Source organism: Arthrobacter caoxuetaonis (genome assembly GCF_023921125.1).
Lineage (GTDB): Bacteria > Actinomycetota > Actinomycetes > Actinomycetales > Micrococcaceae > Arthrobacter_B > Arthrobacter_B caoxuetaonis.
In genome coordinates this window covers 268,037-291,117 of sequence record NZ_CP099466.1, presented here as the reverse complement: position 1 = coordinate 291,117, position 23,081 = coordinate 268,037, and the positions used below count along the sequence as shown (strand labels likewise).

Here is a 23,081-nt window from a genome sequence, read left to right as displayed (position 1 = left end):
GCACACTGGACCGCGTGAGCTCAATCCCCTGGGTGCTGCACGTCGACCTCGACCAGTTCATCGCGGCGGTCGAGGTGCTCCGGCGCCCGGAACTGGCGGGCAAGCCCATCATCGTCGGCGGGCGTGGCGATCCCACCGAACGCGCCGTCGTCTCCACTGCATCGTATGAAGCCCGGGCCTTCGGCGTCGGTTCAGGAATGCCGCTGCGCATCGCGGCCAGGAAGGTGCCCGACGCCGTGCTGCTCCCGGTGGATGCCGAGGCTTACCTCGCCGCCTCGGATGAGGTGATGGCCACCCTGCGCGCCCAGCCGGGCGCCGTCGTGCAGGTCCTGGGCTGGGACGAAGCGTTCGTCGGCGTCGAAACCGGGGACCCCGCAGCGTACGCCCGGCAGATCCAGGCCGTAGTGCTGGAACGGACGCAGCTGCATTGCAGTGTGGGCATCGGTGACACCCTGGTCCGCGCCAAGAACGCCACAGATTTCGGCAAGCCCGCCGGCATCTTCCGCCTCACGGCGGAGAACTGGCTCGACGTCATGGGCGCCAAAACCACCAAGGAACTGTGGGGTGTCGGCAACAAGATCTCCGCCAGACTGGCCAAGCTCGGCATCAAGACGGTCGCCGAGCTGGCTGCGGCGGATCCGCAGGCGCTGGTGCCGGAGTTCGGCCCGAAGATGGGCCCTTGGTATGCCTCGCTGGGACGCGGGGACGGCTCCGGCACGGTCGATGACACTCCCTGGGTGGCCCGCGGACACAGCCGCGAGACCACGTTCCAGACGAACCTCACCGAACCGGAGCAGGTGCACGACGCCGTCACGCAGCTGGCCGCCGAGGTCCTCAAGGATGTGGCGGCGGAGGGGCGGCCCGTCATCGGCCTGACCCTGAAGGTCCGGTACGCGCCGTTCACCACCAAGACCCACGCCCGGAAGATCCCCGAGACCTTCGACCGCGCCGAGGTCCTGGCGCGGGCGCTGGACCTGGCAGGCGCGATCGAAGCCGGGCGGCCGATCCGGCTGCTCGGGCTGCGGGCCGAAATGAGGATGCCCGACGATGCCCGGCAGGGCCACACTCCGACCCGCGGCGGGTGGTAACCCGGCCGCGGGCCTTAGCGAATCAGTCCGCCACCCGGATCAGGACCTTGCCGGTGGCACCGTTCTCCACGGCGTCGTGCGCGGCAGCGGTTTCCTCCAGCGGGAACCAGGTCAGCGGCAGGCCCGCGTCCTCGCCCACCGGAAGCGCGCCGTCGCCCAGCGCTGCCGTGATGTCCTCGGCTGCGGCCTGCTGCGCCTGCTCCCCTACCGTGTAGATGAGTACACCCTGCCAGCGGACGTTCTTGGCGAAGCTCGGGCGAACCGGCGCGGTGAACTCCCCGCCGCCGTTGTCCGCGTAGTAGGCCACACTGCCGTGGTTGGCGATCACCTCGACGTCGAGCTCCGCGTTCTGCGCCGGGGACACCTCCACAATGTGATCGACGCCGTCGGGCGCGATCTCGCGGATGCGGTCCGCTTCGGAGCCGTCGGGATATCGGACAATGTGCCGGGCTCCGGCAGCACGGGCCAGCGCTGCCTTCGCGTCAGAGCTCACCGTTGCAATGACGTCCGCTCCCGCCCAGGCGGCAAGCTGGATCGCGGCATGCCCCACGGCGCCGGCACCGCCCTGGACCAGCACCGTCCGGCCGGCGAGCGCCCCGGGAGACAGCCGGGACGGTCCAAACTCGTGCACCGTGAGCGCACGGTGGGCCGTCATGGCCGGCACGCCGATGCTTGCACCGACGTCGAAACCCACCCCGTCCGGCAGCGGGACCACACGACCGGCGGGGAGGACTGCGTATTCCTGTGCGGTTCCCGTGGGACGGCCGTGGGCGGCCAGGAACACCCACACGCGGTCCCCGGGCTGCAGCCCCTCAACGCCCTCGCCAACAGCGTCGACAACGCCGGCGCCGTCCTGGTTGGGTACCACTTCGGGGAAGGGAACACCGCCGGCGCGGGCCTTCCAGTCGGTGGGGTTCACCCCGGATACGGTGATGCGGACCCGCACTTCGCCGGGGCCGGGATCGGCAACCCCGCGCTCGGTGAGGGAGAGGACAGAGGACGCTCCGGGCTCGGAGTAGACGATTGCTTTCATAGAGGACACCAAGGCGATCCCAGGCTGATCTATTCCCCCGCCCGCAGCGGTCTTCAGAGCCGGACTTTTCCCGCCGCACGTACCGTCGGAAGCAGCTTTCCGAACCAACCGCCGGGGTGAAGGCGGATGACGCCCAGTTGAACGAGGCATAATAGCCAACTAAGATGCTTGAACCCAAGGGCTGTCCTAATGTCAAGGCCAGCCAGATTTTTTGCCCACACTGCTTATTAGGAATGCGAGGTGCTGCCATGTCCGGTCGGTTGCTGCATGCGACCCGGCGCGGCAGCGTCGCCCTGGGACACGTCCTGGTCTATGTCCTGATTTGGGCCGGACTGGTGATGCTCAGCGCCGCAGGGGTCATCCACTACACGTGGGGCCGGATCTCCTTCGGCCAAATGCTCCTCAACCTTAAGTCGGTGGATCCCGACGGCGGCGGCGGATCCATTGTGTGGACCGCTATCCTGGCCATCGGCGTCGCCCCTGTGCTCCTGACGCTGGCCATCGCATTCTTCCAGCAGCGCCGCCGCCACAAGCGGAAGCACCTCGCCGCCAGGCAGGCCCACCGGCCGAGCTGGACCATGCGGGTGATTGCCACGTTCCTGGTCTCCGCGGTGGTTGTTGGCGGCACCACGGCATTCGTCACCACGGTGGGGATCGCGGACTACATCAAGGCAGCAAACTCTAAGTACGACGTCGGCAACTACTACGTGGAGCCCACCGTTACCGCTGCGGACAGCAAGCGGAACCTGGTGCTGATCTACCTGGAGTCCGGGGAACAGACCCTTGCCGATGACCAGCTCTTCGAGAAGGACGCCTTTGCGCCCCTGAAGGAAGTCACGCAGGAAGCGGACGGCTGGCAGAGCATTGAGGATTTCCAGCAGTACCAGGGAGGGGGCTGGACTATGGCCGGCCTGGTCTCCACCCAGTGCGGCATCCCGCTCAAGGGCACGGTTTTCGGTGCCGGCGACAGCGCGGCCACCGATGCCAAGAGCGTGGGCAGCGGCGATGTGGACACCTATCTGGGCGGGGTGACCTGTCTGGGTGACATCCTGCAGGACCAGGGCTACACCAGCACTTTCATGGGCGGTGCACGCTCTTCCTTCGCGGCAAAGGACACCTTCCTGAGCGGCCATGGCTACTCCCAGGTCAAGGGCCTGGACGATTGGCGGGCTGCCGACGAACCGGAGAACAGCTTCCGCAGCGACTGGGGCCTCAGCGATGAGCGGCTGATGGCCAACGCCAAGGAAGAGGTCGACAGGCTGCACGCGCAGTCCGAGGAAACCGGCCAGCCGTTCAACCTCTCGGTCCTGACCCTGGACACCCACGAACCGGTGCATATCTACGACTACTGCACCGTGGACACCGAGAATAAGGTCACCTCTGCGTTTGCCTGCTCGATGACCCAGGTCGCCGGCTTCGTCGAGCACATGAAGGCGCAGGGCTATCTGGAGGACACCGCCGTCGTGATCATGGGCGACCACCTCAAGCACATGAGCGCCGGGGACGCCTTCCACGAGCAGCTGGACCACCACGAGAACCGCACCATCTTCAACCGGATCTGGGTTCCCGGCGGTACGGCCACCGAGCCGCGTTCCGGCGTTGACCAGCTGAGCATGCTGCCCACCATCCTGGAAGCCGCGGGGCTGACCGTGCAGGACCGGCAGGCCGGCCTCGGCGTCTCAGCGTTCGCTCCCACGGTCCCGGAGGGCTCGGCGCAGGCCGTCGAGCGGGACGTCTACGCAGAGCTGCTGGAATCGCTTTCGCCGAATTTCTATACCGACGCCTGGGCCGCTGAGGCGCTGGCGCGCTAGCTATTCGACGCCGGGTCCGCGGATTGGGCGCCCTGCGCCGGGGCGCGACGCCGTCAGCCGGGTACCGCCGCTTTCCCGGCGGCAGCGAAAAGGCTGCGGAACAGGGGTGACACCGCCGGTTGGCCGGGTGGACGATGGGAAGACCGGCAGAGGCAGCAGGATTCCCCGCCCCGGCCCAGAGAAGAAGGGTAAATCCCCATGGCAGATCTCGGCGGAATGGCAGACAAGGCGAAGGACGCAGCCAAGGACAACCCGGAGAAGGTTGACCAGGCCAAGGACAAGGTCAAGGACGTCGCCGACGGAAACAAGGACGACGAGCAGAAGTAACCAGCAGACCGCTGCCGGGCCACCCATTGGCAGGGCGGCCCGGCTTTCTGCTGAAGATTTCTGCTGCAGACCTGGCCAGCTGTTGCCGGCACTGGCCAACGCATCTGTTCCTTAACCTGTAGGGTGCGGGGTCAGGAACCTTTCGGTTCCGCTACAGGAGCGAACATGTCAGACAAGTCCCCGCGCCAATCAGCATCCGCCAAGTCCAGCAAATCCATCAAGGAAAAACGTGCCGATAAGCGGGCTGCGGCAGAGTCGCCCAGCCCCACCGGCAAGGCCGCGGGTACCGAGTCTGCGAGCCGCAAAAAGTGAGTGCCCCTTCGAACGGCCTCACGCTGGGAATCGTCTCCAGTATGCGGAAACCCGCTGAGCGGCGGCTGGCGATCCACCCGCTGCACCTTGAACGCGTCGCACCCGAACTCCGGCAGCAGCTAATTCTTGAAGAGGGCTACGGAGAGACGTTTGGTGTTGCAGACGATGTCCTGCAGCCGCTTGTGGGAGGGATGCTCCCGCGGACGCAGCTGCTGGCGGAGGCCGACGTCGTTCTCCTGCCGAAGCCCCAGCCGGAGGACCTGGCCGAGCTGCGGGCGGGGCAGACGCTGTGGGGCTGGCCGCACTGTGTGCAGGACCGCGCGATCACGCAGCTGGCCATCGACAAGAAGCTGACCCTGATCGCCTTCGAGGCGATGAACCACTGGAAGAGCGACGGCGGCTTCGGGCTCCACGTTTTCCACAAGAACAATGAGCTTGCCGGTTACTGCTCCGTGCTCCATGCCCTGGCCCTGACCGGGTCCACAGGTGATTACGGCCGGCGGCTGAGCGCCGTCGTCATCGGTTTCGGTGCCACTGCCCGCGGCGCCGTTACCGCCCTGAACGCCCACGGCATCCACGATGTGCAGGTGCTGACCAACCGCGACGTCGCGGCGGTCGGTTCACCGATCCACTCGGCGCGGATCAGCCAGTTCGACCACGATCCGCAGGCACCGTTCCTGAGCGAGGTCATCACCGACGACGGCCGGGTGCCGCTGGCCCCGTTCCTCGCCGAAAGCGACATCGTGGTGAACTGCACCCTGCAGGATCCCAACGCGCCGCTGACCTACCTGCGCACCGGGGACCTGGCCGCATTCCGGCCCGGCAGCCTGATCGTGGATGTCTCCTGCGACGAAGGCATGGGCTTCGAATGGGCGAAAACCACCAGTTTCGCGGATCCCATGTTCGAGGTTGGCGAGCGCATCAGCTACTACGCCGTGGACCACAGCCCGTCCTACCTCTGGAACTCCGCCAGCTGGGAGATCAGCGAGGCGCTGCTGCCCTTCCTGGAGACGGTCCTTGCGGGTCCCGAAGCATGGCACGAGAACGAGACCATCCGGAAAGCCATCGAAATCCGCGGCGGCGTCATCCAGAACAAGGACGTGCTGCAGTTCCAGCAGCGGGAGTCCGGCTACCCGCACGCCGCGCTGGGCAGCCGGTAGGGTAAGACGACTGTTCACATTCTCCGGGGGAATCATGAGAAAAACCGCTGCTGTCCCTGTCCTTGCCCTGCTGCTCCTTATTACCGGGTGCACGAACGCAGAGTCGGAGGCGGTTGCTTCTCCGGTCCCGGCGTCGCCGTCTGCTTCTCCTTCCAGCACAACAGCGGTTGAGGCAACAGAAGAGCAGACCTGCTCCGCACTGCTCGGAAACGACGGCAAGGGGCCTTTGTACCAGGCAATCTCCCTCGTGATGATCGGGGACGGGACGTTCGGCTTCGCCGGATCTCCGGATGCTGTCGGCCCTCTCGATGAAACGCTCCGGGGCATCGCGGCGGACGCACCGTCCGCGATGGCACCACAGTTGAAAGAGTTGACGCAGGCGATGGGGGGCGTCATCGCGTTAGCGGAAAAGCCGAGTGGGGCTGCAACGTTCGACCCGTACGCCTGGACGGGCACGATCGGGGAAATCCTCTCCGTCTGCGCCCGCTACGAGGCCGGCATGGCGGTGCCGCCCGCGGACGGTATCAGTACCGCGTACCCCGGCTATCCACTGGTCGTGGATGCTGCATCCGTGGATTACCGAGTCGCCGCCTGGTTCAGCAGCAGGCTCAAGGACGGCCGGCTCGTGGCGCTCGCTCCGGGGCTGTATGGGGCATACGACCCGGACGTGCCCGATCTTTCGGGCTACTACGTCTCCCCCGCGGTCGCCGGAGACAGTGCCATGAAGCAAACCGTCTTCCCCGGTTCCGGCGGCACGGCGTCGTGGTCGGGCGTCCGGCCCGGCACCCAGGAACCGTAGGGCACCGGGCTCCCCGGGTCCCCTAGGCGAAGGCCGAGTGGCCGGTGAGGGCCCGACCGACGATCAGGGTGTTGATCTGGTGCGTGCCTTCGAAGGTGTAGATCGCTTCGGCGTCCATGAAGTGCTTCATCACCTTGTTCTCCAGCACGATTCCGTTGCCGCCGAGCACCTCCCGGCACAGGGCGACGGTCTCGCGCGCCTGGGACGCGGCCATGAGTTTCACCAGTGAGGCGTGTTCCTCCTGCAGCTCGTCCCGGTCGGCGAGCCGTGCTGCCTGGACCAGTGCGCCGAGGGTGGAGGTGATGTTCACTTCGGCGCGGACGAGCAGGTCCTGCACGAGTTGGAACCGTGCCAGCGGGCGGCCGAACTGGTGGTGGTTGACGGCGTGGGCCAGGGCCGCGTCGAAGGCACCGACCGCGTTGCCCAGGGCCGTCCATCCGACCTCCAGGCGGGTGAACTTCAGGACTTCGGAGATTTGGCGGAAGGATTCGACTCCGGGCAGCCGGGCTGTGTCCGGGACGCGTACGTCGTTGAGGGTGATGTGGGCGTTCTGCACGCTGCGCAGGCTGTACTTGCCCTCAATCTTTTCGGCCGACCATCCTGGGGTGCCGGTGGGGACGAGGAACCCCAGGAACCGCCCGTCTCCGCCCTGTTCCTTGGCCCAGACGACAGCTTCATGACCCCAAGTGGCGTTGCCGATCCACCGTTTGGTGCCGTTGATGACCCAGCCGTCGCCGTCGCGGCGCGCTGTGGTGCTCATCCCGCCGGCGATGTCGGAGCCGGAGCCGGGTTCGGTGAGCGCGAACGCACCGACCAGTTCACCGCTGGCCACCGCGGGCAGGATCCGGGCTTGCTGGGCGGGTGAACCGAAGCGGCGCACCGAAAGCCCGAACAGCGAGCCGCTGACTCCTGCGAAGGTGGCTAGGGAGGCGTCCTTGCGGGCCAGTTCCGCGGTGAGCATTCCGCGCAGCAGGTGGCTGGGTTCGGCTCCGGGGTGCAAGTGCCGGCCCAGCTGCCCGGTGGCGGCCAGAGGCTGCAGGAGATCGAACGGGAATTCCGCCCTCTCCCACGCACGGTTCAGCACGGTGTCGTCCAGGCCGGACAAGGCTGAACGGAAGTCCTCCAGCACTGCCCGCTCCGAGGGATCCAGCAGCGCCTCAAAGAGCAGCGGGTCATGGTTCTGGGTTTTGGCGGATGCGGTGGCGGTGCTCATCGGGAGGCTCCTTGGCGGGCGCGCAGATCGGTCTTCAGCAGCTTGCCGGTGGAGGTGCGCGGCATGTCATCGATGAACTGGATCTGCTTGGGAATTTTGAACCGGGACAGTGCGTGGGCGACGGCGGCACGGATGCCTTCGGCTGTGAGCTCGGCGCCCTCTTCGGGGACGATGAAGGCCTTGCCCACCTCGCCCCACTGCTCATCCGGCACCCCGATCACGGCGGCTTCGGCGACGCCGGGAACGTTCAGCAGCGCGGACTCGACCTCCGCCGGGTACACGTTCTCCCCTCCGGAGACATACATGTCCTTGTACCGGTCCCGGATCCAGTAGTAGCCGTCCTCGTCCTGCACCGCGGCGTCGCCGGTGCGGAACCACCCGCCGGCAAACGCCGACGCGGTGGCCTCGGGACGCTGCCAGTACTCACGGATAACGTTCGGTCCTACCGTCTGGATTTCCCCAATTTCCCCGGAAGACGCCGGACCGCCGTGCGGTGCCACGAGGCGCACGTCGACAAGGAACTGCGGTTTGCCGGCGGACCCGGCCTTGTGGATACCGTCCTCGGCGGCCAGCTTGAGCACCGCCGGGGCTGTTTCAGTCAGTCCGTAGCCCTGCTGGACGGCCACGCCCCGCCCGGCCCAGACCCGCAGGATGCGTTCAGGCACCGGCGCTCCGCCGACCACGATGGTGCGCAGCGAGGACAGATCTGTTTGGTTGAACAGGCTGTGGTGGGCCAAGGCGTCGAGCATCGCCGGCACAGCGAACATGCTGGTCACCCCCTTCTCCTGGATTGCGGAGAATATCTTCGCCGGCTCCACGCTGCGGTGCACCACGATGGTGCCGCCTTTGAGGAACGTTGGCAGCACCAGACCGTTAAGCCCGGCGATGTGGAACAGCGGCGCGGCAGCCAGGCACACCTCGTCGGGGCGGAGATCGGTTTCGATCAGGACATTGATGTCGTTGAAGAACAGGTTCCCGTGCGTCAGTACAGCACCCTTGGGCCGGCCGGTGGTGCCGGAGGTGTACATCAGCACGGCCGGGTCATCCAGACCGCAGCAGACTTCCGGCACCGGCACTGAATCTCCAGGCAACTGCGCGTACGCCGTCCCTGCGCCCGTGCCGTCCACGTCCACCAGCACTGACGCGGGGATCCTCCCGGCGATCAGCCCTGTGGCCTCGGCCTGGTCCCGGCCGAAGAACAGCACGGAAGCACCGCTGTCCTGCAGGATGTACTCTGCCTCGGCCGGGGCAAGCCGGGCGTTGACCAGCACGCAGACGGCCCCGATCCGCGTCGCCGCGAACAGGGTCTCGAGCAGCACCGCGTGGTTGGCCCCCCAGTAGGCCACGCGGTCACCCGGACGGACCCCGCTGTGGGCAAGCCATGCGGACAACACTTCCACCCGCGCGGCGAACTGGGCGAACGTCGTCTCCGTCCCCTCGAACTCCACTGCTATGCGGTCAGGGCTCAGCATCGCGCGGCGGCGCGGCCAAGACCCGAGACCCAGGTTCTGCAGACTCGACATGGTGTGTATTCCTTCGGTTCAGGAGGGGAGGAACTCTGCGCGGCAGCGTCCCTGCCAGCCGGCAGGCGGGCGGGACAGCGTCCCTGGGCGAGCCGGCAGGCGGGCGGGACAGCGTCCCTGGGCGAGCCGGCAGGCGGGCGGGACAGCGTCCCTGGGCGAGCCGGCAGGCGGGCGCTGCCGGCCGCGGGTTAGGCGCTGCTTTCCCCGGCAGGCGTGAGGTTGGCCTGGGTCTCGGCCCAGAACCCGGTGATGAGCTTCGCGAACTCCTCAGCCCGCTCGATCTGCGGCATGTGGCCGGTGTCGCTGAAGGCGTGCGTGATGGCGTGCGGGAGCTGCCCTGCCGCGGCGGCGAGGTGGGTGAACGGGAAGATCTTGTCCTGCTCACCCCAGATGACAAGGGTTGGCACCCGGCTGGCGGTCAAATCCTCCATCAGCTCCCGTCGCCACTCTGCACGAGTGCCGCGGATCGTGCCAAGCGCCGCGGCCGTGTCCAGAAATACCCGGGTGCCGTGCGGCCGGGAGGCCAGGCGGTGGCCGAGCTGCACGCGCTCGTCAGTGACCAGCTCCGGGTCATGGAACAGGCTCAGCTCCAGCCTTCGCGCCGAGGCGGGGCTGGGCTTGCACATGAGTATTTTGCCCAACGGCCGGAATGACATCAGGCGTACCGGCAGGGCAACTTCCCGCCCAAAGCCGGCACTGTTTGCGAGCACCAGGCTGCGCACCCGGTGGGGGGACTGCGCCGCCAGCTGCATCACGACGGCGCCGCCCAGGGAGTTGCCGGCGAAGTGGGCCGGCTCCGTGATGCCTGCCTCGTCAAGGAAGGTTTCGAGGAACTGCGCCAGCGCGGGCAGCGAGTAGGCTCCATCCAACGGCTCGGATTCGCCGTACCCCGCGAGGTCCACGCTGATCACCCGGTACCCCTGGCCGGAGAGCAGCTCGTGCTGCTCGTTCCAATCTTCGAGACTGCGGCCAATGCCGTGCACCAGGACGACGGGCGTGCCCTCCCCCTCGTCGCGGTAACGGACCTGTCCCCCTCGCACCACCGCGAACTTCTCGTGGGGAGCCTGCAGCTCCGCGGCCCCCGCGCGCGGGGCCCGGGCACCGCCGTCGTTCCGGCGCTGAAAGACCATGTTCCCGTCTTCGAGCCGGCGGCCGCTGAACAGCCGGATGTCCTTCATATAGTTCTGGTGCAGCCGCCACGGCACACGGGAGCCTTGCTTGGCCATCTCACTCACACCGCGGCGGATATAGCCGGCGTCCAGGTCCAGGAACGGGCTGGCGGTTTCACCTGCGGGAGTGACCGGGGCCGCGGACACGTAGCCGTTCGCGTCCAGATGCTGCAGCAGGCGGCAGGCGTAGCGGCTGACCAGGTCAGCCTTCAGCGTCCAGGAGTTGTTGGTGTATCCGCTGACCATATTCAGGTTGGGAACACCGGAGAGCATCATGCCTTTGTAAGCGAACCGCTCCCCGATGTTGACCGTCTCGCCATCGACGCTCAACGTCATTCCACCGACCCAACGCAGGTTCAGCCCGGTGGCGGTCACGATGATGTCGGCCGGCAGCTGCTCACCGGATTCAAGTTCGATGCCGGTCTCCGTGAAGGAGCGGATCCCTCCGGTGACGATCGATGCGTGGCCCTCGCGCAGCGTCGTGAACAGGTCACCGTCAGGTACGGCACACACCCGCTGGTCCCACGGGTTGTACGGCGGATTGAAGTGCGTGTCGACGTCGTAGCCAGCCGGAAGCTGCTTGATGGCGTCCTTGCGGATCTTCGCGCGGACCACATCCGGCTTGCTGCGGCTCAGGGAGTACAGCAGGTGCCGGCTCAGCATGTTCTTCCAGCGCAGCACCGGATAGGCCACCGAGGTGGGCAGCACGCGCCGCAGGACATCGGCCAGCGGGTCCACTGCGGGGACGGAGGCGATGTAGGTGGGGGTGCGCTGGAGCATGGTCACGTGCTCCGCCTTCGCCGCGAGGTTCGGCACCAGCGTTACAGCCGTGGCTCCGCTGCCGATGACGACAACCCGCTTGCCCTCCCAGTCCAGCTCCTCGGGCCAGTGCTGGGGATGCACTACCTGCCCGGCGAAGCGGTCCTCCCCCTCGAACGCCGGCTTGTATCCCTCCTCATAGCTGTAGTAGCCGGTGGCTGCAATGACCCATGAGGCGGTAAAGACGCGGGTTTCCCCCGTGTCGGTCCGCTCCGCGGTCACGGCCCAGCGCGCCTTGGCCGTGGACCAGTGCGCGGACAGGATCCGGTGGTGGAACCGGATGTTCCCCGTGATCCCGTACTCGTCCGCGGTCTCCTCGACGTAGCGCCTGATCGATTCCCCGTCGGAGATGGCCTTCGGTTCCGTCCACGGCTTGAAGCCATATCCGAAGGTGTACATGTCTGAATCGGAGCGGATACCGGGGTAACGGAACAGGTCCCAGGTTCCGCCAATGGCACCGCGCGATTCCAGGACGGCGTACCGCTTCCCGGGGCACTCCCGAACCAGGTGCGCGGCGGCACCAATGCCGGACAGGCCGGCGCCGATGATCAGGACGTCTACGTGCTCGGTGGCCTCAGCCATCGTCTCTCCTTTGAAACAAGTGCTCTGGATGCGGCCCCGCCTGAGTGTGGAGATTCGGCCTCGAGCCGTCCGCAGCCAACCGCGTATGATCTAAATCACATTAGGCTGGCTTCATGGCCCACCGCATGACTGTCCATGCAGCCCGCCTTGCCAGTTTGTGCAATAGCTGAATGCCTGCTGCGGGGCCATCCACCAGGTGAGCAGTGGTCACAAGTCCAACGAAGATGCCACGGGAGGTGATTCATGACTGCCGCGCAGACTTGGTCAACCGAGGCCCTGCCTGAGAAGGTCCGGTTTGGGGCGTGGGCGGAGAAGATGCGCGCACTGCACATGGACTGGGACCTCTCCACGTCACTGGAGGACAGCTACGCCGCCCGCATCCGCCACCGGAAGACCCGGCAAGTGCAGGTTGCAGACGTGCACTGTGCAGCGTTTGCGGGCCAGTATTCCCCCTCCCCAGGCACTCCTGTGGTGGTGGGGATCCAGCTGCAGCTCAGCGGCCGGCTGACGTGCACCTACGGAGACGACCAATTCATCATCGAGCCGGGCGATCTGTTCGTCTGGGACAGCATTCGCGGAGGCACTTTCGACAGCACCGGTCAGCAGCGCCAGGTCTCATTGCTCATCCCGGCAACGTTTGTCCCGCAGGCCATTGCATCAACCCTCGGAGAGAGCCGCCCGCTCGCGGCGCACCCGGGAGCCGGCTTGCTTTCCATCGCTGCGGACCAGCTCCGCGGACTTGCCCGCGAGATGGACCGCCTTAGCGATGAGGCGATAAACCGGACAGTGAGCAGCCTCCTCGATCTCCTCGACACGGCGGTGGTCCCCCTTCAGGGCACGGCCTCCGGGGAGCGCGCTGCACTCTTATCCAGGATCCAGGAATACATTCTGGAACATCTGGGCGACCGGCGGATGTCGGTCAGCTCCGTGGCCGCGGCCCACGGAGTCTCGGTCCGCACTCTTCATCTGGTCTTCTCTGAGTCGGGGACCTCCGCGGCTCGGTGGACGCGCCAGCAGCGGCTGGAACGCTGCCGGCGTGAGCTGGCGGACGCCACCGGCTCCACGACGGTTACTGACGTCGCCTTCAGATGGGGCTTCAGCGACACGGCGCACTTCAGCCGCGCTTTCAAGCAGGAATTTGGGGTCCCTCCGACGGCGGTCATGCCCAAGCGTGGCCAGCGGTGAGGTAGCGGCGGAGTCTGTGCGGTCATGCCAGGCAGGCTCGGTGCTGTGAAAGACGCCGGGAGTTGGTTCGGTGCCGTACCAGCCGATACGTAACGTCGCTACGCTCGGGCCGCAAGGTCAGTGGACCACAGAACCAGGGGAAGGTCTGCGTGCCGGGTCGGCCAGACCACGGTGAACCGTTCGAAGACTATTTCGTCGGCTTCAGACCATTCCCGTCCCCGAGCCGCTGATACCCGCGCCCAGTAGCGGCGGTGCTCACGCTGCCAGCTCTCCAGGCTCTGATCGTCTTCGCCTTCGTCCCTGGCAAACGCGGCATCAGCACTTTGGAAGGATCCCAGCCGCAGTTCGGTCGTGCGGAGGATGATCCGGGGCGTGCCGGTTCCGTCGCACGCTATCCAGTGGGAGCCGATCCGGGGTACCGAGTCTCCCCGGGCGAGGAAGTCGGCGACGAGTTCCGACGTCGCGCGTTTCCGTCCGCTGAGGACGTGGGCGAGGAGCTCGTCGGCCAGCCTCCGTGTATCCCCGAAATGCTCCACGGTGTATTCCGGGCAGGCGGCCACCGCGTTCGGGTGTGCGGCAGCGTAGTCCTGCCACATTCGAAGGGCTGCGTCCTCATCGGGCTGGTTTACGGGCTGGGATTCCACCTGCCCATAATGTCAGGTGCTCCGCGTGTTCGACCTCAGGCTGCCGCAACAATCGGAGCCGCGGGCACAAACGGGTACAGCTCCTGCTCAGCTCCGTGGACGACGACGCACGTCGCGTCCGGCACGGCCTGCCAGGCGCCGTGGAGGTCGCCGAGCGGTTCGGAGACCACCAGCCGGGAATCCTCGGAGAGTTTGCCGAGCAGCTCATGCTCCGGATACTGCGCCTGCAGCGTCGCGACGTCGCTGCTGACGAAGAGGGACCGCGAGTCCCCCTCAGTGGAGTAGCGGAACGCCCAGGTTGTTTCGCCGTCTGTGGTTGCAACCGTCATCTGCACGGGGTGTTCGACGCCGCGGCGCCGGCCGGCGTCTTCAATGAACGCCACCGCCTCGGCTACCGCAGCGCGGGGGTCCCGCTCCAGACCGAAGGTCAGCGCGAGGTAGAAGAACATCTCGGAGTCCGTTGATCCTTCGATCTCCGGATAGAGGCTGGGGTCCACTGCCATGGCCATATCGCGCTTCACCTTCGGAAAGTCCGCGAGCACACCGTTGTGCATCCAGAGCCACTTTCCGTGGCGGAACGGATGGCAGTTGGTTTGCTGAATGGCGGTGCCGGTCGTGGCGCGGATATGCGCGAAGACCCGGCCCGCGGAGGCCTGTGCTGCGAGCTCGCGCAGGTTGCGGTCATGCCAGGCAGGCTCGGTGCAGTGAAAGACGCCGGGAGTTGGTTCGGTGCCGTACCAGCCGACGCCGAACCCGTCTCCATTGGTGGTCTCGACACCCATGCGCGAGTGCTTGCTCTGCATTACCAGGGAGTTGACGGGTTTATAGAGAAGGTCATCCAATCGGACGGGGGAACCGGAATAGGCTAGCCAGCGACACATGTCGGCTCCTTCGGATCAGGCCGGATTTCCAAACCGGCGGTCCGAGGGGTGGGCTTCACGTAACGTCGCTACGCTCGGGCCGCAAGGTCAGTGGACCACACAACCAGGGGAAGATCCATGGTTCCCCGTAACTGTCCACGGGGTCCTGAGGCCTTCGGCTTGAACCTTCGGGGAGATAACGCAGTTTGAGGGCCCTCCGCTGAAACCTCCGGGGAGATAACGCTGTTCTGGAGCGCTGCAGGCAGCGTTATCTCCCCGAAGGTTGAGCCGGAAACCGGCTAAGTAGCGTTATCTCCCCGAAGGTTGCACCACTGCAACCTGAGCAGTCACTTGACCGGGCGGTCTTCTTCGAGAACGCTCGGCACGCCAGTGGCATCAGCGAGGAGCGACGCCGCGTGCGCACCGGCCCGGCGTCCGCTGAAGACACAGTCGGCCAGGGACAGCCCGCTGATGTAACTGTTGGAGCAGACTCCGACTGCCGTGCGCCCGGCGGCGTACAGGCCAGGGATGGCGGAACCGTCCTCGCGCTTCACCAGTCCGGTCTGCCCCTCGACCACCAGCCCGCCCAGGGTCAGGCCGGGAATCGGCGAAAAGGGTGACGCGTCGTCGGAGATGTTCACCGCGTAGAACGGGGCCTTGGTGACGGGATGGCACACGTCGGCTTCCTTGTGCGCGGGGTCGCCGGCATCCGAAGCGATTCCGGAGTTGTACGCGGCGACCGTTTCCATCATTGCTGCCGGGTCAACACCGGTCTTCGCGGCGAGCGCCTCGAGGGTGCGGGCACGTGTGTGGCCGAGCGTGAAGGTGAACGCTGCCGTGAGCTTGTGGAAGATCTGGGTCTGGGTCCAGAACTGCCGGCGGGCCTTCTTCCAGTTGTCGGCGTCGTAGACTGCCCAGCCCTTGCCTCCGAACTGGCGCATGAGCACGTTTCCGTGCGTGGCCCCGTAGAGATCTTCGTTGGCGATGCGGCGGCCGTTGAGGCCAACGGTCACCCCTTCGATGAAGGCGCTGGGCGGGGAAAGGAACCGCCATGCCGTGACATTGCCCATTTTCGCGGTTGTGCCGCCTGCGTCCATGCCCATCTGGATGCCGCTGCCGTCGTCGCCGGGTGTACCGAGCGGCGAGATTTTCGTGAACTCCGGCGCGTGCTTGGCCACCCACTCCTTGTTGTAGATAAAGCCGCCTGCAGACAGGATCACCGTGGAGGCATGGGCTTCGCGCTCCACCGCCCCTTCCTCCCAGATGCGTGCAATACGCTCCGTGGTTCCCTTGACCAGATCCGGTGCCCAGTTGCCGATTTTGGCCGAGCCCTTCGTCATCCGCCGGTGGCGTGTGGCGCCAGGGTGGGACTGCTCGAGCACGCGGTATTTCACGCCGCTGACTGCGCCGTCGTTCATGATGAGGCCGGTGACCCTGGCAATCGGGATGAACCGTACCCCTTTCTGCATGGCTGACTCGGCGAGGTGGGTCCACAGGACCTTCCCCGAGGCGAGGCCCTTGGCTACCGCCCGGTGTCCGCGTGGAGCGGGCGTGGCCGTTTCCCGGTAGGGATGCGCTTTTTCGTTCCCGGAGAAATACAGGTAGTGCTTGTCGGTCGGGTAGGACGTTTTATAAGGCGCGACGGCGCTGCCAAAGGACACGCCTTGGCGCTCCAGCCACGGGATCATCCCGGCGCTTTCCTGGCAGAAGCGGCGCAGTGTTGCCTCGTCGACGGCGTCCCCGGCTTCCTGCCGGAGGTAGGCGAAAAGGTTTTCGGGACTGTCGGTGTAGCCGGCCTCGGTTTGGTACCGGGTGCCGCCGCCGGCATACACCACTCCGCCGGACAGCGCGCTGGCGCCGCCGCCGTAGGAGCTGTCCAATACGAGGACGCGGGCACCACCGTCCGCTGCCTCAATCGCTGCGGCGGCGCCGGCGACGCCGAAGCCAACGATGACGACGTCGTAATCCTGGTCAGTGTTGTTTCGCGGTGTCACGTTAGATCGTCTCCCCGGCGTCGGCGAGCAGGACGCTGCCGGTCATGATGGCGGACAGGTCACTGGCGGCAAAGAGGACAACGCGGGCAATGTCATCCGGGGTGCCGGTGCGCCCGATCAGGCTCTGGTTCATGACGTCCATCTCCGGCAGTTCGATTCCCGCAGCGGCTGCCTGCTCCATCATGGCCGTGGCCATCGCCATATTGCCTTCGGTCGGGACGTAGCTCGGAGCAACGCCGAGGACGCGGATGCCCAGCGGCGCGAATTCCAGGGCCATTGCCTTCGTCATGCCGCGGACAGCATGTTTTGAGCTCACGTATGCGGAAAGGCCGGGCGCGGGCGCCTGGAAACCTGCGGTGGAAACTATGTTGACGATGACCCCTCCGCGGCCGGCCATCTGCTTCACTGCTTCGCGGGCCCCCAGGAAGGTGCCGCGGGTGTTCACTGCGTACACCTGGTCCCAGGCCTGAACCGACATGTCCGGCACCGGCACGCTGGGGAAGAGGCCGGCGTTGTTGACCCACACAGTGATGGCGCCGATCGCGGCGGCGGCTTCATCGGCGCCTGCCGCTACGGACTCTTCATCCGTGACGTCCATTCGCACGCCCACGGCCGTGACTCCGTACCGCTCCCCAATGGATCGGGCGGCCTCGGCGGCAAGGTCAAGGTTCAGGTCGGCGAGGGCGACGTTGGCGCCGGCTTCGGCGAGCCGCTCGGCGATTGCCCGGCCCAGCCCCTGCGCGCCACCGGTAATGAGTGCCGCGCGTCCCTTCAAGGCAATCAGATCGGCAATGGGTTGTGCGGACACATCGGGAAAAGGAAAAGACACAGTGACCTCCTTGGCACGTGCACGGATAGTTATGTCACGGTATGCCATAACTCTGTTCCTGCCTAGTGGCTAGGCTAGGCGGATGGAGCACAACAGACCGCGGATCGGCCGGCCGCCCCTTGCCGACCCGGAAGTACTGCGGTCGAGGCTGCTCGGGTTCATTGATCGGGCGGGCTACGACCAGGCGTCAATGGGATCGCTCGCTGCGGAAGTCGGGATGAGCGTGCGCACGCTGCACCGCTACTTCCCCGCCAAAGCCGACATTGTCTGGGGCGGGATCGAATCGTCGATTGAGACGCTCACGCGGGAACTCGATAACGCCGACGACGGTCTTCCGGTCTTCGAGGCAGTAGCCGGCGCCGTCGCACGGGTTTTCGACCAGAACGCCGAGGACCTCACGGTCATGCGTGTTCGGCTCCGGCTGATAGCACTCACCCCCGAGCTCCGGGCCAACCAATCTGCCACGTTCGAGGCCTGGCGCCACGCCATCATAGGGTTCGTAGCGCGGCGCCGCGGCGAAGACGCACGGGGGCTCGTCGCCGTCACCGCCGGGACGGCAGTGCACACAGCAATCCTCGAAGCGCTCAGCTGGTGGGCGCTGCACAGCGAGGCCACCGACCCGGCAGCCACCATTGCAGCAGCACTTTCCGGACTGGGTGCACTGAGCGTGTCCTAGCCGGGCGGGCGGGCACGGGGGAATGCCGCCGTCGCCCTACGATTGGACGGTGAGTGTCGCCGAAGCCAAGAGACAACAGCGGAAGAAAGACCAGCGGAACCTGCTGATGTTCCGCGCCGGCATGGTAGGTCTTCTGCTGGGAATGTTCGGCTGGATGGTCCGCAGCAGCCTCCTGGAAGCCTCAGTGTTCCTGGCCATCGGTGCGGCCTACTCGTTCCTTGTTTGGCGCGTCGCTTCGCAGTCGGTCAGGGCTGTCACCGTGATGTCCTGGTCCCTCATGGTGAACTTCTGGACCCTGATCTCAATTGACAACCAGCATCTCCTGGCTGTGCCCGCTTCGGGCCCGTGGTTCGTCGGTATCCTAGCGGGCGGCATGGCAGCGGGCTCCGTGTGGCTGGGCCCGCACGCCGGAGCGGAGTTCGCGCCGAAGAACAAGCGCAGGCCCGACGCCGACGGCAAGTATTCCGGCGGTCGGCGGCTCGCGCTGATCAACGGTGCCTGTGCAGCCTTGCTGCTCGGAATAGGAACGGCCGCGATTGTCCTGCTGTCGCCCCCGATGCCCGCCGGTGCAGTCCTCGTGGCCTCGTTCTTCGCCGGCTGGATGCTGTTTCGGTTTCCACCGGCGTTGCCGGCCAGGAACGGCCTGGTGCTGCTGGGCACACCCGCGGTCTTCGTCGTGCTGGTGATCCTGGGTGGCACCCTGGGCCTGGTGACCCTCCCCTATTCGTGGGCGTACGGCGTCATGGCGGGGATCCTGATTGGCGGACGGCATTGGGCCGGGGACCGGCTCGGTGCTCCGCGGCCGCCGTTCAACTCGCAGCACAAGCGTCGCCGCCGCAGGAAACCACGCAAGAAGCGCAGCACACCGTCAGGAGGCCGTTCGCAGCCGCACCTACCGGCTCAGCCGTTCCGGGCAGCCGCAATCGGAGGACTGAAAGACAAAGCAGGCTCCGGAAGATAAAGATTCTCTTGCGCTGGGAGGGCAAACGAATTCCAATAGCCCAATGACAAAAGATTCCGGCTCGGAGGCGTCAAAACCAGAAACTGGGCTGAAGCGGGCAGTTGGTACGCCGCTCCTGTTCGCGTTCATCGTTGGCGACACTCTCGGTGCCGGCATCTACACCCTGGTGGGCACCATGGCCTCGGATATCGGTGGCGCAATCTGGATACCCCTGCTGATCGCACTGGTCGTTGCACTGCTCACAGCCGCGACGTACGCCGAGCTGATCACCAAATACCCGCACGCTGGCGGCGCCGCGCGTTACGTTGACCGGGCCTTCGGCATCCCCTATCTGTCCTTCCTCGTCGGATTCCTGATGATGGCCTCAGGAATCACGACAGCCGCTACCCTCGCGAACGCCTTCGCGGGCGACTACCTGGCAGCCCTCATCGATGTGCCTGCCGCCCCGGCAGCGGTCGTGTTCATCCTCCTGCTGACGCTGATCAACCTGCGCGGCGTCCGGGAGTCCCTTACTGCCAACCTCGTTGCGTCCATCATCGAGGTCAGCGGTCTCGTCATCGTCATTTTCGTCGCCGCCGTCGTCCTCACCTCGGGGAACGGGGAGCCCTCCCGGCTCCTTGAATTCGCACCGGATATACCGCCCCTCGAAGGCGCCTTCGCCGCATCGATCGTGGCCTTCTTCTCCTTCCTCGGCTTTGAGGCGGCGGCAAACATGGCCGAGGAAGTGCGCAACCCGTCCAAGTCCTACCCCCGTGCGCTGTTCGGTGCCATCAGCACCGCAGGGCTGGTCTATCTCCTCATCGCCCTCGGCGCGGTTATCGTCCTGCCCCCGGCAGAGCTGGCCGAGTCCACCGGACCCCTGCTCGACGTCGTCGCTGCCAGCGGCGTCGGCATCCCGCCCTGGCTGTTCAGCCTCATCGCCCTGATCGCCATTGCCAACGGAGCGCTGCTGTTCATGGTCATGGCCAGCCGCGTGGGCTACGGATTGGCGGAAGCAGAACTGCTTCCCCGGGCCTTCAGCCGCGTGCTGCCGGGCCGCCGCACGCCCTGGGTTTCCATTGTGGTCATCGCCGGCCTGACGATCGTCCTCGCACTGACCGGGAACCTTGCCTCCCTGGCTGAAACCACCGTGCTGCTCCTGCTCCTGGTATTCCTGTCCGCCAACGTCAGCGTCATCGTCCTCAAGAAGGACAAAGTCGACCACGACCACTTCACGGCGCCCAGATTCGTGCCGGTCCTCGCGATCATTGCGAGCATAGTGCTCCTGACGCAGCAGACCGGGCCCATCTGGCTAGGCTCCGCCGCCTACGTGGTGGTCGGGTCGCTGCTGTTCCTCGCCGCCCGGGCCCGGCGCAAACGCGAGCAGCGGGTGAGCGCCGACTGACTTGCTCCCCGGGCCGCGGTCGACACCGTTCGGCCGGTGCGGCCACGGCCCGGGGGTTCCGTCCTAGTTGCGGGAGCTGCTGAAGCGGCGGCCCTGGTCGAAGGCGGCTCCGGCGAAGACCAAGAGTCCGGCCACCACCAGGACAACGCCGACGCCGGTGGTCGAGTTCGTGGGTGAGGCCACCACCATGGACAGCGCCCCGAGCGGAGCCAGGCCGCCCGCAATGGCGGTCCCGATCTCCCGGCTGGTGCCCACCCCGGTGCTGCGGGCTTCCGTGGCAAACTGCCGGCTCAGGAAGGCTCCCTGCGCGGAGAACATCATCGGCGCCAGGACACCGGTGCCAATGCCGATGGCCACATACACGGCCCAGGACTCGCCGGTTTGCAGCAGGGCCAGGAAGGGGAAGGCAAACACGGCTGCCAGCACGCCGCCGCCAATGATGACGGTCTTGCTGCTGAGCTTGTCGCAGAGCCGCCCGAAGATGGGCACGGTGATCACGGCGACAATGCCCGCAATGAGGATGGCCAGGGAGTTGACGTTGGCGCTGATGCCCTGGAATTCACGAAGGTAGGCCACGGAGAACGTCTTGAAAATGTAGCTGATGGCGTTGTACCCGATGGCGACGATCAGGACCACCAGCAGGCCGCGCCAGTGATCGCGGAAGACCGTGCGCAACGTCTGCTTGGGCCGCTCGGCGGCAGCTTTCTCGTACTCGGGGGACTCCGGCATGGTCCGGCGGACCCACAGGCCGATCATCACCAGGACAATGCTGGCGATGAAGGGGATGCGCCAGCCGCCGTTGATCAGGAACTCGTCGCCGTTGAGGCTGAGCAGGAAGATCGTCAAAGAGGACAGGACCAGACCGAGGTTCAGGCCCAGGGCCGGCCAGGCACCCTGTGAGCCGCGCTTGCCGGGCCGGGCGTGCTCGTAGGAGACCACGGCAGCACCGGCGTATTCAGCCCCGGCGCCCATGCCCTGCAGGATGCGCAGGACCACCAGCATCGCCGGCGCCCAGTAGCCGATCTGCTGGTAGGTGGGCAGGAAACCGATGGCCGCAGTCGTGGCGCCCATCAGGGAGAAGGTGACCACAAGGGTTTTCTTCCGGCCGAGCCGGTCACCCATTTGGCCGAAGATGATGCCGCCGATGGGACGGGCAATGAATCCGATCGCGAAGGTGGCAAAGGCCTGCAGGGTGGCAGTCTGGCTGTTGCCGGCGGGGAAGAAGACCTGCCCGAAGACGATCGAAGCCATCGTGGCGTAAAGGTAGAAGTCGTACCATTCCACGGTGGTGCCCACGATCGTCGCGGTGGCCACGCGCCGCAGGCGGCTCTTTTCCTCCAGTGGAGTTTCGGCTTGCAATTGAGCAGTCACAATAAATACCTGTTTCTAGGACGGCAGGACTTGGCCTGCCGGGGGATTTGGATGGATCCGGCGTTGAGCGGAATTAGCCGGCGGGCGGGGCGCTGGTCAGCGAGTGCTCCTGGATGGCGGCGTCGACGATGTGTTCGGCGATGGCCAGGGACGAGGTCGCCCCGGGAGAAGGCGCGTTGCGGATATGGGTGACGCGGCCCTGATGCTGGATGACGAAGTCGTCCACGAGTGCACCGTCCCGGGTCATGGCCTGCGCCCGGATCCCGCGCGTTGCCCGGGTGGCATCGGCGTCGGCCAGGGACGGCACATACTTCTGGGCCTCGCACAGGAACCGTCCCTTCGAAACCACCGACCGGATCTCCCGCACGGCCGTGGGAAGGTTGCGGGCGGCAAACTTCCAGAAGCCGGGGTTCGCGGCGACCTCGAGGCTGTCCTTGGGGTTGATGCCCAGGCCCCGGTAGATCTCCCGCGAGAAGGACAGGAAGGCGTTGGGGCCGACCATCATTTCCCCGTCGATGCGCTTGGTGAGATGGACGCCCAGGAAGGGGTACTTCGGATCCGGAACCGGATAGATCAGCCCCTTCACATGCTGGCGGTAGGCGGCCTCGAGCACGAAGTACTGTCCGAAGAAGGGCACGATGCTGGGCTCGTCGGCCGCGTCCGAGGCCTTCGCCAAGCGGTCGGACTGCAGCCCGGAGCACACCACCACCAGGTCGAATGCCTGCCCGCCGGCGCGGGTGTGCACCGTGGCTCCCGAGGCGGTGTTGGTGACCCGGAGTACCTCGGTGCCCATCCGTACGGTTCCGCCGGCAGCGGTCACTTCGTCCACGAGGGCCCGGGTTACCTTGGCGTAGTCGACGATTGCGGTGTGCGGGGAGTGCAGGGCCGCCCGGCCCACAGCGTTGGGTTCGATCTCCCGGATGCCGGCCTGGTCCAGCAGCCGCACTCCCGGCACGCCGTTGGCCGTTGCCCGCGCGTAGATGTCCTGCAGCCTCCGCTCCTCCACCTCATCGAGGGCGACGACGATCTTTCCGCACTCCTCATAGGGCAGCTCATGCTTGGTGCAGAACTCCTGCAGCAGGGTGACGCCCCGGCGGCACAGGCGTGCCTTCAAGCCGCCCGGCTCGTAGTAGAGCCCTGCGTGGACGACCCCCGAGTTGTGGCCGGTCTGGTGCGCGGCTGGCTCGGCTTCCTTCTCGAACACGGTCACGGCCGAGCCCGGGAACCGCAGCGTAAGTTCACGGGCGACGGCGGCGCCGATAATTCCTGCGCCCACCACGGCGAATGACTGATTGTTGGGCACTGGTACCTACCTCGTTGGGGGAGTGAAATGGAATGACA

General features: G+C 66.3%; 20 protein-coding genes. 10 read left to right on the top strand and 10 right to left on the bottom strand.

Features of this window, described 5'->3' with window-relative positions; translation table 11 throughout:
• The first annotated feature begins 14 nt into the window (after positions 1-14).
• Complete coding sequence (locus NF551_RS01430; RefSeq protein ID WP_479768621.1) at positions 15-1,088, top strand: DNA polymerase IV; 1,074 nt, start codon at positions 15-17, stop codon at positions 1,086-1,088.
• Between the two features lie 22 nt (positions 1,089-1,110).
• Here the strand turns inward: NF551_RS01430 and NF551_RS01425 are convergent, their stop codons facing one another.
• A complete protein-coding gene (locus NF551_RS01425) occupies positions 1,111-2,121 on the bottom strand; it encodes an NADPH:quinone reductase (RefSeq protein WP_227896300.1) in 1,011 nt (336 codons plus the stop codon).
• Positions 2,122-2,369: 248 nt separating this feature from the next.
• On the opposite strand from NF551_RS01425, the gene NF551_RS01420 reads away from it, so the two are divergent.
• From NF551_RS01420 to NF551_RS01405, 5 genes are all read left to right on the top strand, one after another.
• Entirely contained in the window at positions 2,370-3,932 is a 1,563-nt protein-coding gene (locus NF551_RS01420) for a sulfatase-like hydrolase/transferase (RefSeq protein WP_227896301.1), read from the top strand.
• 198 nt (positions 3,933-4,130) lie between these two features.
• Positions 4,131-4,259, top strand: coding sequence for a hypothetical protein (locus NF551_RS18945; protein WP_269437266.1), 129 nt, complete (start codon positions 4,131-4,133; stop codon positions 4,257-4,259).
• 165 nt (positions 4,260-4,424) lie between these two features.
• Positions 4,425-4,571 (top strand): hypothetical protein, encoded by a 147-nt coding sequence (locus tag NF551_RS01415; protein WP_227896302.1) that lies wholly within the window; start codon positions 4,425-4,427, stop codon positions 4,569-4,571.
• Positions 4,572-4,612: 41 nt separating this feature from the next.
• On the top strand, positions 4,613-5,731 hold the full coding sequence (locus tag NF551_RS01410; protein ID WP_231704522.1) for a N(5)-(carboxyethyl)ornithine synthase: 1,119 nt from the start codon (positions 4,613-4,615) through the stop codon (positions 5,729-5,731).
• 34 nt (positions 5,732-5,765) lie between these two features.
• Positions 5,766-6,530: a hypothetical protein gene (locus NF551_RS01405; RefSeq protein WP_227896304.1), complete on the top strand. Its 765-nt coding sequence runs from the start codon at positions 5,766-5,768 to the stop codon at positions 6,528-6,530.
• A 22-nt stretch (positions 6,531-6,552) separates the two neighbouring features.
• On the opposite strand, the gene NF551_RS01400 is transcribed toward NF551_RS01405, so the two are convergent.
• The 3 genes from NF551_RS01400 to NF551_RS01390 all read right to left on the bottom strand — a co-directional run bounded on the left by NF551_RS01400 (position 6,553) and on the right by NF551_RS01390 (position 11,836).
• Positions 6,553-7,743 (bottom strand): acyl-CoA dehydrogenase family protein, encoded by a 1,191-nt coding sequence (locus tag NF551_RS01400; protein ID WP_227896305.1) that lies wholly within the window; start codon positions 7,741-7,743, stop codon positions 6,553-6,555.
• Positions 7,740-9,266: an acyl-CoA synthetase gene (locus tag NF551_RS01395; RefSeq protein ID WP_227896306.1), complete on the bottom strand. Its 1,527-nt coding sequence runs from the start codon at positions 9,264-9,266 to the stop codon at positions 7,740-7,742. Before NF551_RS01395 ends, NF551_RS01400 begins: the two co-directional genes overlap by 4 nt.
• A gap of 188 nt (positions 9,267-9,454) precedes the next feature.
• On the bottom strand, positions 9,455-11,836 hold the full coding sequence (locus NF551_RS01390; RefSeq protein ID WP_227896307.1) for an alpha/beta fold hydrolase: 2,382 nt from the start codon (positions 11,834-11,836) through the stop codon (positions 9,455-9,457).
• Between the two features lie 243 nt (positions 11,837-12,079).
• Here NF551_RS01390 and NF551_RS01385 point away from each other — a divergent pair, with 243 nt between their 5' ends.
• Entirely contained in the window at positions 12,080-13,021 is a 942-nt protein-coding gene (locus NF551_RS01385; protein WP_227896308.1) for a helix-turn-helix domain-containing protein, read from the top strand.
• Between the two features lie 98 nt (positions 13,022-13,119).
• Here NF551_RS01385 and NF551_RS01380 read toward each other — a convergent pair whose 3' ends face one another.
• The 4 genes from NF551_RS01380 to NF551_RS01365 form a co-directional block, all read right to left on the bottom strand.
• Positions 13,120-13,617 carry an ASCH domain-containing protein gene (locus NF551_RS01380; protein ID WP_227896360.1) on the bottom strand — a complete coding sequence of 166 codons (498 nt, stop codon included), beginning with the start codon at positions 13,615-13,617 and terminating at the stop codon, positions 13,120-13,122.
• A gap of 83 nt (positions 13,618-13,700) precedes the next feature.
• A complete protein-coding gene (locus tag NF551_RS01375) occupies positions 13,701-14,468 on the bottom strand; it encodes a class II glutamine amidotransferase (RefSeq protein WP_341482273.1) in 768 nt (255 codons plus the stop codon).
• A gap of 404 nt (positions 14,469-14,872) precedes the next feature.
• Positions 14,873-16,519 (bottom strand): FAD-binding protein, encoded by a 1,647-nt coding sequence (locus NF551_RS01370; protein ID WP_227896310.1) that lies wholly within the window; start codon positions 16,517-16,519, stop codon positions 14,873-14,875.
• Between the two features lies 1 nt (position 16,520).
• Complete coding sequence (locus NF551_RS01365) at positions 16,521-17,348, bottom strand: SDR family NAD(P)-dependent oxidoreductase (RefSeq protein ID WP_227896311.1); 828 nt, start codon at positions 17,346-17,348, stop codon at positions 16,521-16,523.
• A gap of 82 nt (positions 17,349-17,430) precedes the next feature.
• Between NF551_RS01365 and NF551_RS01360 the strand changes: the two genes are divergently transcribed.
• From NF551_RS01360 to NF551_RS01350, 3 genes are read left to right on the top strand one after another with little or no spacing between them, the layout of a single operon-like run.
• On the top strand, positions 17,431-18,024 hold the full coding sequence (locus NF551_RS01360; RefSeq protein ID WP_227896312.1) for an acyl-CoA-like ligand-binding transcription factor: 594 nt from the start codon (positions 17,431-17,433) through the stop codon (positions 18,022-18,024).
• Positions 18,025-18,073: 49 nt separating this feature from the next.
• On the top strand, positions 18,074-18,985 hold the full coding sequence (locus NF551_RS01355) for a hypothetical protein (protein ID WP_227896313.1): 912 nt from the start codon (positions 18,074-18,076) through the stop codon (positions 18,983-18,985).
• 43 nt (positions 18,986-19,028) lie between these two features.
• Positions 19,029-20,369: an APC family permease gene (locus tag NF551_RS01350; protein ID WP_227896314.1), complete on the top strand. Its 1,341-nt coding sequence runs from the start codon at positions 19,029-19,031 to the stop codon at positions 20,367-20,369.
• A gap of 63 nt (positions 20,370-20,432) precedes the next feature.
• Here NF551_RS01350 and NF551_RS01345 read toward each other — a convergent pair whose 3' ends face one another.
• Complete coding sequence (locus NF551_RS01345; RefSeq protein WP_227896315.1) at positions 20,433-21,740, bottom strand: MFS transporter; 1,308 nt, start codon at positions 21,738-21,740, stop codon at positions 20,433-20,435.
• Between the two features lie 73 nt (positions 21,741-21,813).
• Positions 21,814-23,043: an L-2-hydroxyglutarate oxidase gene (lhgO, locus tag NF551_RS01340; RefSeq protein ID WP_227896316.1), complete on the bottom strand. Its 1,230-nt coding sequence runs from the start codon at positions 23,041-23,043 to the stop codon at positions 21,814-21,816.
• Positions 23,044-23,081 lie beyond the last annotated feature (38 nt).

Bases quoted from the DNA above. Each gene is read 5' to 3' on its own strand.
- NF551_RS01425 (WP_227896300.1), bottom strand. From the start codon at position 2,121: ATGAAAGCAATCGTCTACTCCGAGCCCGGAGCGTCCTCTGTCCTCTCC.
- NF551_RS01420 (WP_227896301.1), top strand. From the start codon at position 2,370: ATGTCCGGTCGGTTGCTGCATGCGACCCGGCGCGGCAGCGTCGCCCTG.
- NF551_RS18945 (WP_269437266.1), top strand. From the start codon at position 4,131: ATGGCAGATCTCGGCGGAATGGCAGACAAGGCGAAGGACGCAGCCAAG.
- NF551_RS01415 (WP_227896302.1), top strand. From the start codon at position 4,425: ATGTCAGACAAGTCCCCGCGCCAATCAGCATCCGCCAAGTCCAGCAAA.
- NF551_RS01410 (WP_231704522.1), top strand. From the start codon at position 4,613: ATGCGGAAACCCGCTGAGCGGCGGCTGGCGATCCACCCGCTGCACCTT.
- NF551_RS01405 (WP_227896304.1), top strand. From the start codon at position 5,766: ATGAGAAAAACCGCTGCTGTCCCTGTCCTTGCCCTGCTGCTCCTTATT.
- NF551_RS01400 (WP_227896305.1), bottom strand. From the start codon at position 7,743: ATGAGCACCGCCACCGCATCCGCCAAAACCCAGAACCATGACCCGCTG.
- NF551_RS01395 (WP_227896306.1), bottom strand. From the start codon at position 9,266: ATGTCGAGTCTGCAGAACCTGGGTCTCGGGTCTTGGCCGCGCCGCCGC.
- NF551_RS01390 (WP_227896307.1), bottom strand. From the start codon at position 11,836: ATGGCTGAGGCCACCGAGCACGTAGACGTCCTGATCATCGGCGCCGGC.
- NF551_RS01385 (WP_227896308.1), top strand. From the start codon at position 12,080: ATGACTGCCGCGCAGACTTGGTCAACCGAGGCCCTGCCTGAGAAGGTC.
- NF551_RS01380 (WP_227896360.1), bottom strand. From the start codon at position 13,617: ATGTGGCAGGACTACGCTGCCGCACACCCGAACGCGGTGGCCGCCTGC.
- NF551_RS01375 (WP_341482273.1), bottom strand. From the start codon at position 14,468: ATGCAGAGCAAGCACTCGCGCATGGGTGTCGAGACCACCAATGGAGAC.
- NF551_RS01360 (WP_227896312.1), top strand. From the start codon at position 17,431: ATGGAGCACAACAGACCGCGGATCGGCCGGCCGCCCCTTGCCGACCCG.
- NF551_RS01350 (WP_227896314.1), top strand. From the start codon at position 19,029: ATGACAAAAGATTCCGGCTCGGAGGCGTCAAAACCAGAAACTGGGCTG.